16 protein-coding genes are annotated in these 19,208 nt (G+C 47.3%); 8 read left to right on the top strand and 8 right to left on the bottom strand.

The genetic code is table 11. The features are described 5' to 3' along the window. Nucleotides 1–528: 528 nt before the first annotated feature. Complete coding sequence (gene argA / locus ACFBZI_RS03170) at nt 529–1,863, bottom strand: amino-acid N-acetyltransferase (RefSeq protein WP_375714989.1); 1,335 nt, start codon at nt 1,861–1,863, stop codon at nt 529–531. A 360-nt stretch (nt 1,864–2,223) separates the two neighbouring features. Here argA and ACFBZI_RS03165 point away from each other — a divergent pair, with 360 nt between their 5' ends. From ACFBZI_RS03165 to ACFBZI_RS03135, 7 genes are all read left to right on the top strand, one after another. Continuing rightward, nucleotides 2,224–2,766, top strand: a complete 543-nt coding sequence (locus tag ACFBZI_RS03165) for a hypothetical protein (RefSeq protein ID WP_375714988.1) — start codon at nt 2,224–2,226, stop codon at nt 2,764–2,766. Nucleotides 2,767–3,121: 355 nt separating this feature from the next. Then, nucleotides 3,122–4,099 (top strand): siderophore ABC transporter substrate-binding protein, encoded by a 978-nt coding sequence (locus ACFBZI_RS03160; protein WP_375714987.1) that lies wholly within the window; start codon nt 3,122–3,124, stop codon nt 4,097–4,099. Between the two features lie 129 nt (nt 4,100–4,228). Beyond that, the gene (locus tag ACFBZI_RS03155; RefSeq protein ID WP_375716301.1) at nt 4,229–5,242 is read left to right on the top strand and encodes an ABC transporter permease; all 1,014 of its coding nucleotides are present in this window, start codon (nt 4,229–4,231) and stop codon (nt 5,240–5,242) included. A gap of 132 nt (nt 5,243–5,374) precedes the next feature. Continuing rightward, the gene (locus ACFBZI_RS03150) at nt 5,375–6,355 is read left to right on the top strand and encodes an iron chelate uptake ABC transporter family permease subunit (protein WP_375714986.1); all 981 of its coding nucleotides are present in this window, start codon (nt 5,375–5,377) and stop codon (nt 6,353–6,355) included. After that, the gene (locus ACFBZI_RS03145; protein WP_375714985.1) at nt 6,352–7,110 is read left to right on the top strand and encodes an iron ABC transporter ATP-binding protein; all 759 of its coding nucleotides are present in this window, start codon (nt 6,352–6,354) and stop codon (nt 7,108–7,110) included. Before ACFBZI_RS03150 ends, ACFBZI_RS03145 begins: the two co-directional genes overlap by 4 nt. A gap of 213 nt (nt 7,111–7,323) precedes the next feature. Beyond that, nucleotides 7,324–9,513, top strand: coding sequence for a TonB-dependent receptor (locus ACFBZI_RS03140; RefSeq protein WP_375714984.1), 2,190 nt, complete (start codon nt 7,324–7,326; stop codon nt 9,511–9,513). 109 nt (nt 9,514–9,622) lie between these two features. Continuing rightward, nucleotides 9,623–11,431 (top strand): ABC transporter ATP-binding protein/permease, encoded by a 1,809-nt coding sequence (locus tag ACFBZI_RS03135; protein ID WP_375714983.1) that lies wholly within the window; start codon nt 9,623–9,625, stop codon nt 11,429–11,431. Nucleotides 11,432–11,457: 26 nt separating this feature from the next. On the opposite strand, the gene ACFBZI_RS03130 is transcribed toward ACFBZI_RS03135, so the two are convergent. From ACFBZI_RS03130 to hutC, 3 genes are all read right to left on the bottom strand, one after another. Further along, a complete protein-coding gene (locus ACFBZI_RS03130) occupies nt 11,458–12,429 on the bottom strand; it encodes a tRNA dihydrouridine synthase (protein ID WP_375716300.1) in 972 nt (323 codons plus the stop codon). 114 nt (nt 12,430–12,543) lie between these two features. After that, nucleotides 12,544–14,064, bottom strand: a complete 1,521-nt coding sequence (locus ACFBZI_RS03125) for a UvrD-helicase domain-containing protein (RefSeq protein WP_375716299.1) — start codon at nt 14,062–14,064, stop codon at nt 12,544–12,546. A gap of 186 nt (nt 14,065–14,250) precedes the next feature. Next, nucleotides 14,251–14,982 (bottom strand): histidine utilization transcriptional repressor HutC, encoded by a 732-nt coding sequence (hutC, locus tag ACFBZI_RS03120; RefSeq protein ID WP_375714982.1) that lies wholly within the window; start codon nt 14,980–14,982, stop codon nt 14,251–14,253. A gap of 305 nt (nt 14,983–15,287) precedes the next feature. On the opposite strand from hutC, the gene ACFBZI_RS03115 reads away from it, so the two are divergent. After that, nucleotides 15,288–16,976, top strand: a complete 1,689-nt coding sequence (locus ACFBZI_RS03115) for an FMN-binding glutamate synthase family protein (RefSeq protein WP_375714981.1) — start codon at nt 15,288–15,290, stop codon at nt 16,974–16,976. Between the two features lie 291 nt (nt 16,977–17,267). Here ACFBZI_RS03115 and ACFBZI_RS03110 read toward each other — a convergent pair whose 3' ends face one another. The 4 genes from ACFBZI_RS03110 to tatA are packed head-to-tail and all read right to left on the bottom strand — an operon-like array spanning nt 17,268 to nt 19,110. Then, nucleotides 17,268–17,585, bottom strand: a complete 318-nt coding sequence (locus ACFBZI_RS03110) for a DUF4298 domain-containing protein (RefSeq protein WP_375714980.1) — start codon at nt 17,583–17,585, stop codon at nt 17,268–17,270. Between the two features lie 15 nt (nt 17,586–17,600). Further along, complete coding sequence (tatC, locus tag ACFBZI_RS03105) at nt 17,601–18,377, bottom strand: twin-arginine translocase subunit TatC (RefSeq protein WP_375714979.1); 777 nt, start codon at nt 18,375–18,377, stop codon at nt 17,601–17,603. Further along, nucleotides 18,374–18,883: a Sec-independent protein translocase protein TatB gene (gene tatB / locus ACFBZI_RS03100; RefSeq protein ID WP_375714978.1), complete on the bottom strand. Its 510-nt coding sequence runs from the start codon at nt 18,881–18,883 to the stop codon at nt 18,374–18,376. The genes tatC and tatB overlap by 4 nt, the downstream gene beginning before the upstream one ends. After that, on the bottom strand, nt 18,880–19,110 hold the full coding sequence (gene tatA, locus ACFBZI_RS03095; RefSeq protein WP_375714977.1) for a Sec-independent protein translocase subunit TatA: 231 nt from the start codon (nt 19,108–19,110) through the stop codon (nt 18,880–18,882). The genes tatB and tatA overlap by 4 nt, the downstream gene beginning before the upstream one ends. Nucleotides 19,111–19,208: the final 98 nt, after the last annotated feature.

Genomic DNA, 19,208 nt, shown 5'->3' with positions numbered 1-19,208 from the left:
TTAGGAATGGTAATTTACCTGATGATTAAATCAACTTTTGAGTTATCGAATGGACAATTGTGGTTGTTATTTATCTTCTTAATGGTTGCACCTATTATCATATCTAAAAATATTAAAAAATAAAATAATAGTAAAAGCAGCCCTTTATTACTACTGGGTGCGGGCATTGGTGGCAGCGATGTTTATCTTAATCATCATGGCGATTTGGATTATATCCACGCTTTGATTAAGGCGGTTATTTTTTAATTTGTGGCGTTACTGCACATTTTGCATTGCGATATTACAAGTGATAAGTTTATATCTTGCTTTGATAAACGATAACCGTTTTTACCAATACCGCTTTATTTGTCAAGCACTGACTTGCTTTGCCATTGCGTTTAAAAGGCCAAAGATGGCTGTTGTGCCAGCCACATTTTTGGCAATAACTTTTTGACAATTTGGCAGTAGCAAACACAAAACTTCAAGTCGTCCAACTTGAAGTTTTGATTAACAATACTGACTAGCGATATGAGTAGTATTAGCAGCGGTTTATAGCTGTTTTTTTAGCACTTTTGAATTGCGACTGTGATCATAGCTGCCTTGGCGAGCGTTTGGCAAATCGTCCACCGACACTTCGCCAAAACCCTGCTCAACAAACCAATGCGAAGTGTGCGTAGTTAGGGCAAACAACTGATGCAGTCCGTGGCTGCGTGCCTGCTGCTCCAAAAACGCCAGCAAATCCGCGCCACGGCTGCCTTTGCGGTAGTCTGGGTGAATGGCAAGGCTGGCGACTTCTGCCGACTGCTCATCGAGCGGATATAAAGCGGCACAGCCCAAAATCGTGCCATCACGCTCAATCACGCTATAAAACTCAATTTCTTGCTCCAGTCGCTCTTGGCTGCGGCGGATTAAAATGCCTTGTTCTTCGAGCGGCTTTAATAGCTCTAATAAGCCAATCACATCATGAATGGTGGCACGGCGAATCTCTTCGTATGGATCGTGGCTCACCAAAGTGCCAGAGCCGTCTCTGGTAAACAGCTCTTCGATTAACGCCCCATCTTTGGTATAAGAGATGATGTGTGTGCGATGCACCCCTTGGCGACAGGCAGCAGCCGCACAGCGTAAAAAGTGGGCGATTTCTTCTTGGTCGCCACGATCTCTGAGCAGGCGATCGACTTCATTGGGAATCAGTTCATGCAATAAGCGACCATCACGCCCAATGATGCCATCTTCATTGCCCAAAAAAATCAGCTTATCAGCTTGTAATGCCACCGCAGTGGTCAAGGCGACATCTTCGGCAAGCAGATTAAAAATCTCGCCTGTTACCGAAAATCCTGTCGGGCCTAGGATAACAATGTGGTCATTGTCCAAATTGTGGCGAATGGCATCGACATCGATGGAGCGAACTTCGCCAGTCATCTGATAATCCACGCCATCACGGATACCATAGGGGCGTGCGGTTACAAAATTGCCTGAAATCGCATCAATGCGAGAGCCGTACATCGGCGAGTTGGCAAGCCCCATGGATAACTGGGCTTCTATTTGTAGGCGGATTGAGCCGACCGCTTCTAAGATGGCAGGCATCGCCGACTTTGGCGTTACTCGCACATCGTCATGCAGGCTGGCGGTCAGTCCACGCCCTTGTAGGTTTTGCTCGACTTGTGGTCGAGCACCATGCACCAGCACCAGTTTGATGCCCAAACTGTGCAGCAGTGCAAAATCATGAATCAAGCTAACAAAATTTTCGTGAGCGACCGCTTCACCGCCAAACATCACCACAAAGGTCTTGTTGCGGTGCGTGTTAATATAAGGTGCAGAATTGCGAAACCAATGCACAGGCGTAAGATTGGTGGTAGTGTCGGCAGATGATTGGATAGGGTGCATATTTTCTCCAAAGCCAGATGGCAAGGCAGGCTAACAGGCAGTAGTTTGCTATAACAACAATAAAAAATCAGTGTAAATTTGCTACAAATAATAAATGATAAAAATATCTGGCGATGACTATCAAGCTGGGCTGATGGCTGGATTGATAGAATGTTACAAAAACATCGCCATAACTGGATAAGATAGCAAAGTTTTTGGGCAATGCCAAGTTTTTTGTGCGTTTTTCAAGCGATTAGAATAAGTTACTATAATTAAACAGTCAAAAAATTCACTCTTTGGGCAAGCTGTGGTATGCTTATAGCAAATTTATGCCAATTTTATGCTGATTTTATGTTAATTTTGCCAAATAAGGATAATTTTATGAAAATTTCTGCGATTTTATCATTAAGTTTGTCTGCACTGGTTTTGGCGGCGTGTTCGGCAGTGCCAACCACCGCACCAAGCACCCCTGCCAAGACCGCACCAGCAGCGGCACAGACACCGACCACCACGCCGACGGTGATTACCAGTAATGATGTCGATACGGTGATGAATGCCTTTATCGTGCGTATGGTTGATGGTCAAGAAGTGCTTGAGCCAGTAACCACCGATACCGTTATTAAATCTGGCGATTTGATTGAGTATCAGACACTGCTCACCAACAACGGCAAAGACCGTGTGCGTAATATGCTGGTGGCGTTGAGCTTGCCAAAAGGGGCAAGTTTTAATGGTCATGTTTCGCCATCTCTAGGCACGCAAGCCAGCGTCAGCGATGGCCGCTTTGTGTTTATGCCGCTACGCACCACGGTCAATGGTGTGGTGCAAAATGTGCCATTTAGCCAATATCAAGCCCTGCGTTGGAACATCGAAGATTTGGGCATCGGTGCGACCGCCGTGGTCAAATACCGTGCCACAATCAACTGATGGCTCATCACTTAATAATTAGTAATAATTAATCAATTGTTAAGTTATTAAAAGTAAACACCAAGTCCGCCGATTTGGTGTTTTTTTATTCAAAATTTTTAACACCAAAATAACCTTTGCCCAAAGTAAGAAAGTAAGATGGGCAATTTTTGGGCAAATTTATCCCAATCATCACGCAATTGTAGTTTTTTGTAGCATTAATTATTTGCAAATAAAAAATATTCTTATTTGGTTTGAATCATTGCCGATACTGCTTTATAATAGCAAAATTTGATAATACAACATTTGGACATTGTGCCGATTTGTTTTGATTGAGACATTTGCAATATTTGCAACCATTGAATTTAGGTGATGTATGACAACCAATAAATTTTTACCCCTAGGCATGGCATTGGCGGCGATGATGAGTCTGAGTGCCTGCGACAAATCCGCTCCAGCACAGCCAGAGAGCGACCAAAGCACCCAAGCCGCCGAAACTGCCAGCGATGCCCCAAGTCAGGTGAGCATTCACACTGCCAATGGCGAGCTGGCCTTGCCTGCCAATCCACACCCATTGGCGGTCTATGACATGACGGCACTACAAAACCTTGCCGTGCTTGGCGTGCCTGTCGAAGGTATGCCTGCCAATCTGCGTCTGGCGAATGTCAAAGCGGAAAATACGCCAGAATCTGCCGATATCGGCACGGTGTTTGAGCCGAATTTGGAAGCCTTGAACACCTTGCAGCCTAAGGCGGTATTTGTCGGCTCACGCATGGCAGAAAAAAGCGAAGAGATCGCCAAAGTCGCCCCTGTGGTCAATCTGACCATCGACACCCAAAATGTCTATGAAGCCACCAAGCAGCAGCTGACGGATTTTGGTAAATTGTTTGACAAACAAGCCGAAGCTGATGCCGCCATCGCCAGCATTGACGATGAGATTGCCAAAACCAAAGCGGCTGTGGCAAATAAGGGCAACGGCTTAGCGATTTTGGTCAATGGCAACAAATTATCCGCCTATGGCAAAAACTCTCGCTATGGCTTTTTGCACACCACTTTTGGCATTCCGATGGCAGATGAGCATATCCAAGACGCTCGCCACGGACAGCCGATCAGCTTTGAATACCTACAAAAAGTCGATCCAGATTGGCTATTTGTCCTAGACCGTGGTGCTGCCATTGGTGAAGAAGGTCAATCTGCCAAAGCGGTGCTGGACAATCCTTTGATGCACGGCACCAAAGCCTGGAAAAACCAACAAATCGTCTATCTGAGTGCTGACAGTTATTTGGCGTTTGGCGGCTATTATCAATGGCTCAACGATGCCAAATTGGTGCGTGATGCCTTTGCTGCCAAATAATCACGGACTGGATTAAATTCTTTTTGGGCAACTGATGCCTACTTAGCTATTTATCGACAAACCGACACCTGCTCACTGCGACAAAGCCAGTGGGCAGGTCGGTGTGTGCTTGTTTTGGATATCTGATTGATGATGGGGCAAATTGACACGGCGACAACCAACGCCACCAACCATGCATGGCAAAAAGCCATGCTGATTAACGCCATCAGTCTGCTGATTTTGGGCGGTCTGGTGCTGCTGAGCCTGTCTGTCGGTGTGGCGGATTTTAGCTGGCAGGGTTTGTTTGGCTTGGGTCATGATGGCGATAATCACGCCATGATTTTGATCCAAAGCCGCATTCCCAGAACGCTTGCCATTATCCTAACAGGGGCAGGCATGGCGATTGCTGGCATGATGATGCAAGTGGTGCTAAAAAACCGCTTTGTTGAGCCATCGATGGTGGGAGCTACCCAAAGTGCCGCCTTGGGTATGCTACTGACGGCTTTGTTATTGCCATCGGCGGCGGTCGGCATAAAAATCGCCATTGCCACCGTATGTGCGATGTTTGGCATGATGGTTTTTATGCGATTGGTCAAGCGGTTGCCAGCCACCGATTATCTGATGGTGCCACTGGTGGGCATCGTGTTTAGCGGTATTATTGATGCGGTAAGTACTTTTATCGCTTATCAAACCGAGATGGTGCAGCTCTTGAGCGTGTGGCGATTTGGTGATTTTTCGAGCATTTTGGCAGGGCGATATGAGCTGCTTTGGCTGGTCGGTGGCGTGTCGGTGCTGGCTTATGTATTGGCAGACAAATTGACCATCATCGGACTTGGCGATCACATTGCCACCAACCTTGGGGTCAATAAACAAACAGTGCTGCGTCTGTCGGTGGTGATGGTGGCTTTGGTCAGCTCGGTGGTGGTGGCGACGGTGGGCATGATTCCTTTTGTGGGCTTGGTCGTGCCAAATATCATCAGCCGCTTGGTTGGTGATCGGCTGCGATTGTCATTGCCTGCGGTGGCATTGCTTGGCTCATCGGCGGTGCTGTTGTCTGACATCATTGGGCGATTGCTGATTTATCCTTTTGAGATACCCGTAACGGTGGTGTTTGGCGTGCTGGGGGCGATGGTGTTTTTGTGGTTGTTATATCGCCAAAAATAACCAAGCTGCCAAAATAACCGCACCGCCAAAACAAACCTGCCAAACCTGTGCAAAATTTGTACCAAGCCGTGCGATAGTTTGATATTTTCATCGATTTTTATTGATATAGTTAAGTAAAGTGTGTTCATACCCATGTCTGGTATTTTTTATCATCTCAAGGCTCACCCTGTTTTGACGGCTGCTGTTTTGCTCATCATCTGCTGTGTGCTGTTTTTGACCGTCAATGTGTCTGGCAGTTGGGAATTTGTCCTAAGCCTACGAAGCAAAAAACTTTTGGCACTGATGACGGTCGGTTTTGCCATCGGTGCATCGACTTTGCTGTTTCAGACTTTGACCAATAACCCCATTCTCACCCCAGCACTATTGGGCTTTGACAGTTTGTATTTACTCATCAAAAGCGTGATGGTGTTTGTGTTGGGTTCGGTGGGCATGGCAGCGATTCCGACTTTGGGTAAATTTGCCATCGAAGTTGCCATCATGCTCGGCTTGTCTTTGCTGATGTTTCAGCTGCTTTTTGGGCGACAAAGTCAGGATTTGACACGGCTTATCTTGGTCGGCGTGGTCTGTGGCTTGTTGTTTCGCAGTTTGTCGTTTTTGGTGGCACGCATGATTGATCCTGAAGAATTTGTTACGATCCAATCGGTGAGCTATGCAGGCTTTAATACGGTCAATACGGAAGTGTTGGGCGTGGGCGTCGCTGTGTGCGTGGTTTGTGCTGTGCTGATGTATCGGCTCAGATTTCCCCTAGATATTTTGATGCTTGGCCGCTTGCCTGCGATTAATCTTGGCATCAATTACCATCGGCTGACGCTGGGGCTGCTGGCGATGATTGCGTTACTTGTGGCGGTATCGACAGCGATGGTTGGGCCAGTCACTTTTTTTGGGCTGTTGGTTTGTGCCTTGGCAAATCGCATCGCACCGAGCATGCACCATGCCGTGCGTCTGGTGCTGGTGTCGCTGCTTGCCATGCTGTGCTTGGTGGCAGGGCAGTTGGTATTTGAGCAAGTGCTAAAGATGGCAGGCATACTCGAAGTGGTCATTGAGCTGGTTGGCGGCTTGGTGTTTTTGTGGATAATTTTTCATCAATACAATAATAAAAAGGCGGTGCTATGATTGCAGTTACTGGCGTGTCTTATCAGGTGAATCCATCGCTCACCATTTTACAAGACATTCATCTGGATTTACCAACAGGGCAAGTCGTGGCGTTGATTGGCCCAAACGGTGCTGGCAAATCCACGCTGTTTAGCTTGATGGCTCGCATCACGCCTTTACAGACTGGCTCGGTGTCGTTTGGCGGTCTGTCGGTTGCCGATACGGACAATCGCCTGCTGGCTCAGACGCTTGCTATGCTGACCCAAGAAAACCATATCCAAGGCAGATTGCGAGTCAAAGAGCTGCTGATGTTTGGTCGTTATCCGTACCACCAAGGTCGCCCCACTGCCGATGATGCCCAAAAAGTCGCTGCGGTGATGGCGGCGTTTGAGCTTGAGCCGTTGGCGGAGCGGTTTTTGAGTGATTTGTCTGGCGGTCAAAGGCAGCGTGTGCTGATTGCGATGGTTGTTTGCCAAGATACGCCATATTTGCTGCTTGATGAGCCGCTCAATAATCTGGATATGTACCACGCTGGCAAGTTGATGCGAAAGCTAAAATCGCTGGCAGCACAGGGTAAAACCATCGTCATCGTCCTGCACGACATTAACCAAGCGGCACAGTTTGCCGATACGGTGGTGATGATGAAATCAGGGCAAATCAAAGCAGTCGGCACACCATCTGAAGTGCTGACCGCCCAAAATATCCGTGAGCTGTACCAAGTTGATGTGACGGTTTTGACGCATCAAGGCAAGCCGATTATTGTCGATACTTTGTGATGGGTGGGCGTGCTAAAGTGATTTTATCGGACAAAATTTGTATTGAAGTATAGACTTATTTTACAAATACAATTATAATGATAACCGCTATCATTTGTAGGCATCTTGCGATTAGGAAAAATAACACCACTTGCCAGTCGGTAAGTGGGTTTTATTTTGGATTTGATAAATGATGGCGAAGTTTTGATTGATTTATCGTTTAGGAAATTTTAGATGTACCGCAACCCTTTAGCAGCCAAGCAATTAAGCCTAATGCCATCGGCATTGTCCATCGCTTTGATGATGGCGATGTCGCCTGCCTTTGCTGAGCAGACACCAAGCGTGGTATTGGCAACCGAATATGTAACCGCCAAGCGTAACCATGTTACGCTTAAAGAATCTGCCCAAAAAGTGCTGATTATCAACCGTCAGCAGCTTGAAGACCAATTGGCAATCAGTGGCGACACATCGCAAGCATTGGCAAAATTAATCCCAGGTTACGCCCCCGCCAGCGAAAAACTTGGTACAGTAGGCGAGAGTTTTCGTGGCCGAGATGTGCTGTTTATGATCGATGGCGTACCGCAGTCAAATCCACTGCGTAACGGTAGCCGTGAGAGCCGCACCATTGATTTGTCGATGGTGGATCGCATCGAAGTGGTTTATGGTGCATCAGCAGAACAGGGCTTGGGTGCAACAGGCGGTATCGTGAATTTCATCACCAAATCCAACCGAGACGATGGTGTCCGCCAAGAAATTCGTGTATCAGCAAGCTCATCAGACCAGTTGACTGCAGCAGGTCTGGGCGGTGATGTGCGTTATCAAGCCAGCTATGGCAATGACAAAAGCGATGCCCTATTTGCCATCAAATATGCCAAAGAAGGCATGTATTATCAAGCCGATGGCCGCATGATGGGCATCTACGGTAACCAAGGCGATATCCAAGGTTCAGACAGCCTAGATGTGCTGGTCAAGGGCAGTCATCGTTTGGACGAAAATAAGACCGTCAGTGCTTCGGTGAATTATTATCACCTAGAAGGCACTCAAGATTATGTCAATGTGAAGGGCGATCGCACCACAGGCCATACCGACACAGCTCGCAAATACGATGCCGCCGTCGATGGTGAGCAGGGCAAAAACCCTTATAATGATGTCTTGACCATTAACGCTGCTTATGATGACGAAGATTTCTTTGGCACTCGTTTGTCGGCACAGGCATTTTATAATGATTTTACCGCACGCTATGGTGCCAACTATGCCAATAATTACCAAGATATTGCCATTTTGCCAGATGGTAAGTTACTTGACCAATCCCAAAACGAATCCACCAAAGCTGGCGTTAAGCTATCGCTGCATAAGGCTGATTTGTGGCAGGATAAGCTGGCTGTTACCGCAGGCGTGGACGCCATGCAAGATGATACCGCCCAAAACTTGATTCGCTATCATCGAGTATGGGCGCCCAAGATGACTTATCGCAATGTGTCGCCATTTGTGCAGGCTCGTGTTCGCTTGGCAGAGCGTCTTAATCTATCTGCTGGCTTGCGTTATGAAAACGGCGAGCTAAAAGTCGATGATTATCAAACGCTAGCAGGCTATACACGAGCGACTCGTTTTGGCCAAGAAAATCGCCGATGGACACCGACAGCGGTCGCAGGCGGCAAGGTAAAATTTGACGAGCTGCTGCCAAGCGTTGGCGTGGTCTATGATGTGACTGATAATACCCAAGTTTTTGCCAATTATGCCAAGGGTCTGGGTATGCCAGATGTTGGCGGTACTTTGCGTGCGATTAATGCCATTAACCGCAGCGTCAATGACATTAACCTTGAGCCAATTGTTACAGATAACGCCGAAGTTGGTGTACGCTTTGTCAATGATAAACTCACTTTAGATGCCAGCGTGTATCAGTCCAAATCGGACATGGGTTCAACCTTAGAATATGATACCGATGTCGAAGGCTATCGAGCCAAACGCCAAAAAACCGACATCAAAGGCGGTGAAATTGCCGTGCGATACCAAGCCACTGACAGCACCCAGCTAAGTGCCAGCTACGCTCACACCAAAGGCAAATATGACGCTTTGGGCAATGGCATCATGGTTGATATGCCAGCACGAAATATCAGCCCAGATAAGCTGAGTGTCGGCATCACGCACACGATGGCAGGCGATAAGCGTTTTGTGATGACGGCGACGCATCTGTTCTCAAAAAATTATCCAGCGGCAACCAACCCTGCCAAATTTGATGGCTACACTTTGGTGGATTTGTCATACAGACAGCCGCTTGGCAAAGGTCAATTGAGCTTGGGCGTCAATAACTTGCTAAATAAAGAATATCTGAATTATCTAACGACGGCGGTTTTGCCGACTTCGGACAGATTTTCAGGCGGTCGGGGTCGCAATTATACCATCGGCTACACTTATGCGTTTTGATGGCGGTTGTTGCTAACGATTGTTGCTAACGATAAGCCCTTTTTGTTTTGGACAAAAAGGGTTTTTGGTTGATGATAAAACGACACTTGGGTGATTTGATGGGGATTTTATGGATTGGCAAAGTGAGCTAAATGGCTCTTTGATATGGTTTGGGCAGACTTTGGCGTGGGTGTGTTTGCTGTTTGCAATCAGTCTGTTTGGTTTGGTGCGTTGGACAACTACAGGACAAAAATTTTGGGCAATCAGCAAACCTTGCTTGCAAGACACACGCCTGATTAAGGTCATTTTGATGGTGGTGCTACTGATTGCCTTTGTGCTTATCGAAGTGCGAATCAGCGTGCTGAACACCTTTTTTTATAACGGACTTTATACCGCATTGCAAGAGATGCAGCCAGCGGCATTTTGGTTTTTTGCTTTGATTAATGCCAGTTTGGTTGGTCTAAAAGTTATCCAAGAGATTATCGATATTCTCATTGGACAAGTGTTTGAAATTCGCTGGTTGGAAAAACTTAACCGAGTCTTATTGGATAAATGGCTTGATCACCAAAATTATTACCGCATCACGCACACCGATGCACCTGATAATATTGATCAGCGTATCGAACAAGACGCCACCGCCTTTATTACCGACACCCTTGAGATGGTGCGTGGCGTGCTAAATGCCATTTTGTCATCGATTGAGTTTACGCTGATTTTGTGGGGGCTGTCAGGCGTGTTGGTGCTGGCAGGTTTTGAGATTCCCAAAGGGGCGGTATTTTTGGTTTATGGATTTATTTTGGCGGCGACAGCAATCTCAGTATGGATTGGCAAGCCTTTGATTTGGCTAAACTTTGAAAAAGAACACCGCCACGGCGATTATCGCTACGCATTGGTACGCATTAAAGATCATGCTGAGAGCATCGCTTTTTATCAAGGCGAAAAGCGTGAACGGCTGACCTTGATGGCATGTTTTGATGCCATTATCCATAACCGCTGGGCTATCATCAAGCGTTCGCTTGGTTTGGGTGGCTTTAATACAGGCGTTACGCAGTTTGCGATGTTGATGCCGATTATGCTACAAGCACCCAGATTTTTTGCTGGGCAGATTAAGCTGGGCGATGTGCATCAGACAGTGCAGTCGTTTAATCGGCTGATGCGTGCTTTGTCGTTTTTTCGTTTGTTTTATGAAAGTTTTACCCTGTATCAAGCTCGGATCAATCGTTTGTATGAATTTTTGCATTCGCTTGCGTGTATCGAGCGGCAGCATAGCCAGCCTAAATCTTATCAAGCAGATTTGCCGACTCCAGCCAATGCCATGTTGGCGTTGCAGCAGTTTGGACTGACTGCGGTGGACGGCGGCTTGTTGTTTGAGCCTATCGATGTGTCGCTTGGACACGGAGAGCGGCTGCTCATTCAGGGTGAATCTGGCGTGGGCAAAAGCAGCTTGCTGCGAGCGATGGCGGGTATTTATCCGCTGCCGACTGTGGGAGCGATGATGCTTGATTTGGGCAAAAAAACCTGGTTTGTGCCGCAGCGTAGCTATGTTCCCCAAGGCAGCTTGCGTGATGTTATCTGTTATCCTGATATCCAAGCTGATGATGAAACGATTCGCCATTGGCTTGGTGTTTTGGGTATGCACAAACTGGCAAAGCGGCTTGATGAAGTGCGTCCGTGGCAAATGCAGCTGACACCAGGGCAGGTGCAGCGTATTGGTTTTGTGCGAGTATTGCTGGTGCGTCCTGATGTGCTATTTTTGGACGAAGCGACTTCAGCACTTGATGAAGCCAATGAACAGCTTGCTTATCGGTTGATTATTCAGCATTTGCCGCACAGCGTTGTGGTGAGTGTCGGCCATCGCAGCACTTTGCTTGAGTATCATACCAAGGTGCTGACAGTACAACGCCACAAGCAGATAAACAAAACCGCAGGCAATGAATAACAATAACAAGGCAGCAAAACATCCCATCACTGACCGCTTTGGCTTTGGCGAATTAATCGCTCAATTTCGCCTTTGTCTTTGATTTTTTTGACCGTTTGCCACAGTTGCTCTGCCTGTGGATAGCCTTTGGTGAGCATGCCAAGCCATTGTTTGTAGCGTCCGATGAGTCCATTTTGATTGTCCGTCTTGTCGGCTAAAAATTGCAATTGATAAGCACACAAATCCGCCCAGTCTAGCTGCCCTGTGCTGGCGATGAGTGCCGTCAAGTCAGGGCGTGTTACCGCACCACGGCCGAGCATCAGATGGGGCGTACCAGCTTGGCTGATGCAGCGGTCGGCATGGTCTTTGTTCCAGATTTCCCCATTGGCGATGATTGGCAAGCCCAATGCGGTAAAAGGGGCGATTTTTTCCCAATAGGCAGGCGGCTTATAGCCATCAACCTTAGTGCGAGCGTGGACGGTCAGCCAGTTGGCACCGCCATCACGCACCGCCATGCCGATGTCCTGCGATAGACTGGTGTCGGTGTAGCCTAGGCGGATTTTGGCAGAGACTGGCACATCGCTTGGTACGGCTTGCCGCACCGCTTGAATGATGCGATACAGCGTGTCTGGCTCTTCAAGCAGCACCGAGCCGCCTTTGTGGTTATTGACCGTCTTGGCAGGGCAGCCAAAATTCAAATCAATGGCTTTTGCCCCAAGTTTGGCAGCAGTGGCGGCACTTTGGCTCATCGTCTCAAGATTATTACCCAACAGCTGCACATGTACTGGCGTACCACTGGCAGTGCAGCCGCCGTGATGCAGCTCTGGGACGAATTTATAAAACACATGCTCAGGCAGCGGATAATGCGTCACACGGATAAACTCACTGACCGCCCAATCATAAGGTGCATCCAGCGTGGCAGCGATGTCGGTCAAAATCCGCCGCATCAAAGGGTCGGTCAAGCCTTCCATCGGTGCAAGCAGGCGAACAGGTTTGGCAAACAGATGAGCAAAGGGCATGGTGGTATTCATTTTTAAGGATTGGTTTTGGGGTTTGTTATTTGGTTTTTGGGTTTGTCAATTTATCATAAATTTTTAAATAACTTATAAATAAATTATTCAAATCAATAAGCATTAGCCGTAAATGAGTTTTTTGTGCTGCAGACTGTGCAAAAGCTCGCTGATGTGGTGAATGTCCAGCACCGTTTTGCCACGGGTACAGGCGACATACAGCAGGCGTAGCTCTTCTGGGGTGATTTTGACCGCCAAAGAATTGATGTCATACAAAAAATCATCGCTGATTTGCACACGATTCCACTCCAGCCCCTTAGATTTGTGTGCCGTTGAGACCACATAGTCGGCATGGTGTGGGTTACTTAGGCTGTTTAGGGCGTTAATGATGGTTGCTGTGCCGTGCTCTTCGATGAGCTTGACCCAAGTTTTTAGATCGCCGCCTTCGTCAGTTTCGCTAAATTCTTGGACTTCTGCCCAGTGGTTAAAATACGCCAATTCAGGAATACCATAGGCGGATTTACCATTTCTTAGGCTCTCTGCCCCCTGACAAAACCGCAAAATCCGCTGGCTGTCTGCTTGCAAAGCGACTTTATGCCCAAGTTTTAGCCCATCGAGCAGGTGGCTCATGGCGGTGGCGTTGGTGCGGCATAAGATGGCATCTTTGGCACCATGCACCAGACTTTTGTGCAAGGTTGAGTGGCAATTGGGATTGCCTTTGAGCGGAACGGTTTCTTGTAAGGCGGTCAAAAACACATTGGCGACATCAGCAATCGCTTCACCAAAACGAAAAGACTGCGTCAATAGCGTCTGCGGATAGGGCAGGCGTTTCATGGCGTTTAATGCCCCACGCCATTCATAAATCTGCTGATGAGCATCGCCGACATAGATGGTTTGTTTGTCTTGGCGAATTAACGCCCCCATCATCAAAGGGTCTGCGTCTTGGGCTTCGTCAAATAAGATAAAATCAGCAGGAATCACTGGATTTGTCAGTGTCCACAATTTTAGATAAATGTCGTGGCTGATGCCTGCTTGGTGGCGTGGGTCGATGGATTGTAGCCACCGCTGCTCAAAGGCAGGATACAGCGTCTGCTGAAGTGCTGCTGCGTCCGCTTCACTCATCCAGCTAGGGGCGGTGATGTGGCGTGGAGCAGGGTAGCTTGATGAAGTCTTACAAAAAGTGCCAATCGCTTCGCTGATGATGTTGGCAAGTTTGGCAGGCGTGAGTACCACAGGTTTTTTGATGCCGTCAATCAGTCGCTCGGTGCTGATGGCGGTGAGCTTTAGCTCATCGGCAAGGCGAGTGGGCGTGAGCCGTGGCAGGCTGATTTTGGCGGTGATATTGCGATTGACATGACGAAACGCCAAAGAATGAAAAGTCTGACAGCGGACATTGGTAGGAAATTTGCCCTGTGCTTCGGTAGCGATGGCTTTGTTAAATGCCAAATACAGCCCACGACCACGCAGGTTTTCGCTGATTAGGCTTAGGGTTGTGGTCTTGCCAGCACCAGCGTAGGCGACGATTTTAAACGATTGCCCTGTGCGTGCCATATCCAGTGCCGCCAGCTGCTCTTGGGTTGGCGTGGGGCGAGTGTGATTGGTGGGCGTGCGGTGAATTGCAGGGCTTTGGTAGTCGCTGGGCATTGTCGGTCGCTGATTTGACAAAAACACCATTATACCATAGCTTTGGCATAAGGGATTTGCTTTGTGCGGTATCGGTGCTTTGGTTTGGGCAGTTGGTATGACAAATTGGCATGATAAGCTGATTTAAATTAAATACAATTTAAATAAAATCAAGAACTTACCATGCCAATATCAAACTGGGCAGGCTTACAATTTACCGCCAAATGAGAAACGACTGCTGGGGTGCCACATATTGACAAACGCCACCGACACGCCTTGGGCTTTGGTGTGGCGTGCGTGCAGCAGTGCAGGCTCATACTCTTGCATTTGTAGGGCTTGACGCACTGGCTCAGGTGGCAGTTTGGCGTGGATTTGATAATCGCCATACTCCAGTGGCACATGGTCAATCAGATAATCGCTGGTATTGACTTGGTGAAAATCTTGACTGATAAACTCAGGGACGATTTGAGCATTGACCCAACGCTCTTCGTACTGAATCGGCAAATCATCGCCATAATGCACGATGCACACTCGGTACAGCTTGGCGTCGTCGCTCAGCACATTGTCAAAAAACAGCGTCGACAGCCACAGATTGTCCGCCAACGCCAACGCCTGTGCGTCCAGTGTCGTCATCGACAGCACCTTGGCATGATAGCTGCCATGATGCTCATTGATATCCTTGACGATGTTACGGATTTCGATGTGGGCGTTGTTGTATTTTTGTTGGGCGACATAAGTGCCTGAACCTTGGCGGCGTTCCAAAACTCGCTCCGCCTCCAGCTCTTTGACCGCACGATTGACCGTCATGCGTGAGACACCGAAGTCCTCGGCAAGGGTAACTTCAGCAGGAATGGCAGTGCCAGACTTCCAAGCTCCAGCGTGAATTTTGTCCAAAATGGCGTGCTTAATGCGTAGATAAGCAGGAATTTTATTCGGCATAAGTTGGCTTTTCGCTAAAAATTAATGGAAAATGATTGTCGCCATTGTAGCTAAATTTTATACAAAAATAAAGCAACTTATTGCAATATTTTATACATTTTGACAATTTTTTCATTGATTTTTCAAATACTTTGGCAAAATGTGCCGTTTTAGCAGCATTTACTTGGCAGTCATTTATTTTATTTGATTTTTTAATAGCTTTATCATTATTGGCAAATTATTATGATAAATCGGCTGTGGTATAATAACGCTTTAATTTATTAACAATTGTACACAAGTGTACACCAACTTAGCATACAAATCACATGACTCCATCAAAACCATCTCAAGATTCTGCCAATTATCTGTTTTTGGTCTTGCCCCGCTATGCGATTTTTTGGGTATGTATCGCCCTGATTCCGATTGCGTTTTTTTTTAAAATCTGGTGGCTGCTGGTTATCGCAACTTGCTTGACTTGCCTAGGAATTTATAACATCAATCAAAAACGCCATGCGATTTTACGCAATTATCCCATCAGCGGACACATTCGTTTTTTGTTTGAAAATTTCCGCCCAGAAGTGCGTCAGTATTTTATCGAAGGCGACCGTGAAGAAGTGCCGTTTTCACGCTTGCAGCGATCCATCGTCTATCAGAGAGCCAAAAATGTCAATAGCACCACCGCTTTTGGCAGTCTGAACGATTTGACTAAACCCGGCACGGATTGGTTTTTGCATTCAGGGCGTAGCCATAAAATTGACGATCACAATTTTCGTGTCAAAGTGGGCAATGAGCGTTGTTTGCAGCCTTATGATTTGTCGGTGTTTAATATCTCAGCGATGAGCTTTGGGGCGTTATCGGCGGCGGCGATTGAGTCCTTAAACAAAGGGGCGAAATTGGGCGGCTTTGCCCATGACACTGGCGAAGGCAGTATCAGCCCTTATCACCAAAAGCACGGCGGCGATTTGGTTTGGCAGCTGGGTACGGCATATTTTGGTTGCCGAGATGAGCACGGCAGATTTAACCCAGAGACCTTTAAGCAGCGTGCCAGCTTGCCGCAGGTGAAGATGATTGAGATTAAGCTGTCGCAAGGGGCAAAACCAGGCAAAGGCGGCGTACTACCAGCATCAAAAATCACCGAAGAGATTGCCACCACTCGAGACATTCCGATGGGTGTGGATTGTATCTCACCGCCAACGCACCCAGAGTTTAGTACACCAAAAGAGCTGGTGCAGTTTTGGCAACGCTTGCGTGAGCTGTCAGGCGGTAAGCCTGTGGGCTTTAAGCTGTGCATCGGTATGCCGTGGGAATTTATGGCGATTGTCAAGGCGATGATTGAAGAAGACAATTACCCTGATTTTATCGTGGTTGATGGTGCCGAAGGTGGCACTGGGGCAGCACCAGTTGAGTTTATGGATTCGGTGGGCATGCCGCTGGTCGATGCACTGATTTTTGTCCAAAATACTTTGGTCGGTGCAGGCATTCGTGACAAAATCAAGGTGGGCGTGAGCGGCAAGGTGATTTCTGGATTTGACATTGCTAAGCTGATGAGTCTGGGGGCTGACTGGTGTAACTCGGCACGGGGCTTTATGTTTGCGGTCGGCTGTATCCAATCACGCTCATGCCACACCAACAAATGCCCAACTGGGGTCGCCACTCAGGACCCTGCACGCCAAAAGGCACTTGATGTGCCTGATAAGTCAATGCGTGTGGCAAATTTCCACCAAAACACTCTAAAAGCCTTGGCGGAGATTGTCGGCTGTGCAGGATTGACTCACCCCACCGAGCTAAAGCCGCACCACATCGTGCGTCGTCAGCCAGACGGTTGGATTAAGCTGTTATCCGAGCATTACCAATTTATCGATTCAGGTTCGCTATTGACAGGCGATTGCGGTCGCCGTGTGCTTGATGATATGTGGAAACTTGCTGACCCCAACAGTTTTCAGGCGATGAGCATTGCTGATAAAATTGTCGATGCCGAAAACGAACGCAACCGCTTGCACGAATCGCATCATTAATCGGTATCAAATCAGTGCTTGATGTTTGATTAATGCTTGATTATATTGATATTTGAACTTAATCTAATGGCGGTTAGGTTTCACATGGAACATAACCGCCAAAATAAAAACCATCGCAACCCATATTTGGATTTGTTGCGATGGTTTTTTGTTCTTGTCTTTGGGTTTGATACAGGCGTTTTGGCAATTTGATATTTGCTGATACACGATACGCCAGCGTTGCAGATGTAGTTTTTTGCGATGATTTTTTAAGATTGTTTTTTTTAAGATGGTTTTGCGGTTTTTTTGTGACTACCTTTCCAAATGTTTAACGCACAGTTTGAGCATTGACCATAGGATTTGGTCTTTTTCGATAAATTCATTATAAATCGTATCTTCGCCCATGACGCTGTACTCGCCTTCGGTGGCGGTGTTGAGTTTGCCTTCGGCATCTGCTTGGTATAATGCCGCAAAATCGGCACTGTAATAAGCCGTTTCGATTTCTTGAATCAAGCTCAATGCTCGCTCCAGCTCTTGTTGGGCATCGGCTAGAGCGGACTTGGCAGACAGCCAATCACGGTACACCGATTGGATATGGTCAAGTTTGGCTTGCAAATTGTTTTCGCTCACGATAATGCTCCGTGGTTATTCATGAATTGATGGCAAATGCTCATCGGTGGGGTTTGGCTCGGTGTTTTTGACCAAAATCCGTGCCAATATCAGGCCAAATTCGAACAACAAACACATGGGAATGGCAAGCATCAGCATACTGGCTCCGTCAGGCGGCGTAACGATGGCAGCGATGGCAAAGCAGCCGACAATGATGTAGCGACGCTTATCGGCCAGACTTTGGACGCTCACCAATCGCATCATCACCAAAATCAGCGTTACCACAGGGATTTCAAACATCACCCCAAACACCAAAAACAGCTTAATCACAAAGCCAAGATAACTGTCAATGTCAGTCATCGGCAGCACATTATCAGGGGCAAACATCACAAAAAATTTCAGTGCAGGAACCAGCACCACAAAATAAGCAAACGCCACGCCAATATAAAACAGCACAATCGATGAAAGTAGCAGCGGTATGGCAGCTCGTTTTTCGTGCTTATACAGCCCCGGTGAGATAAAGCCCCAAATTTGTGCCAAAATAAACGGCACGGTTACAAACAAAGTGATAAAAAAAGTCAAACGAATGGGTGCCAAAAACCCCGATGCGACATCGGTGGCAATCAGGCTGGCTTCGTGCGGTAGTAGGGCGACCAGCGGATTTGAGATAAAATCGTACAGCTGCCGACTAAAGCCAACCAATGCCAAAAATACCAGCAATATCGCTATAAAAATGCGAATAAAGCGACTTCGCAATTCAATAAAATGCGACATCAAAGGCATATCATCGGTGGACAAATCTTGCTGGCTCATGGGTGATTCTGTGGTTGGGATAAAAGCGGATCGGCGGTGTAATTTGGCAAAAACGGTGCTTTTGGCAAGCGGCGACGGCGATCATAATCACCAAGCAAAAACCAATAATTGTTCATCGGTGCGGTGGTATTTTCGACACTGACCGCCGCAGGATTATTTGTTGATGAATGATCTGCCGCTGCATTGATTTGTTGCCAAGTGGCGGCAGTTTGGTGGTCAATGTGCTGTTTGCTGCGATTGAGTGACTGCTGCAAAGCGTCCATTTGTGCTTTCATTTGCTGTTCAGATTGGCGAATTTGCTCCAGCTCTTTTTTGAGCATCTCTTGGGTTTCAAGCAGTTGCAATTCGCTAGAAATCTCGTTTTGTAGCCGCTGGCTGGCACGGCGAAAAGTACCATACCACCGCCCCACCGTGCGTGCGGCAATGGGCAGTTTTTCAGGGCCTAGCACAACCAGTGCGATGATGCCAAACAGCGTCAGCTCAAAAAAACCAAGATTACCAATCATAAGTCAGTCGGTTTGTTCTCGCTGGGTTTTTCGGCTTTGATTTCTTCGGCGATGACGGTTTTTGGTGCGTTGTCAATCTTTGGTTTGTCGTCTTCATTGACGGCGTCTTTAAAGCCTTTGACCGCCGCTCCAAGATCTTTGCCAGCGTTTTTAAGTTTGCTTGTACCAAAAACGACAACAACAATCACCAACAAAATCAGCCAATGTGTGATGGATAATGAACCCATAGTTTGCCCCTTATGTGTTTATCAATGATAAATAAAACAGTTATCTAAATTTATCAAAAATGCTTATTAGCCTTTCGCTTGTTAAAATGCCCAATTGT

It is taken from the genome of Moraxella marmotae, from assembly GCF_042219885.1.
In the GTDB taxonomy this organism is placed as follows: Bacteria; Pseudomonadota; Gammaproteobacteria; order Pseudomonadales; family Moraxellaceae; genus Moraxella; species Moraxella marmotae.
The sequence above is the reverse complement of the archived record's forward strand: the minus strand, read 5'-3'. Positions and strand labels throughout refer to the sequence as shown.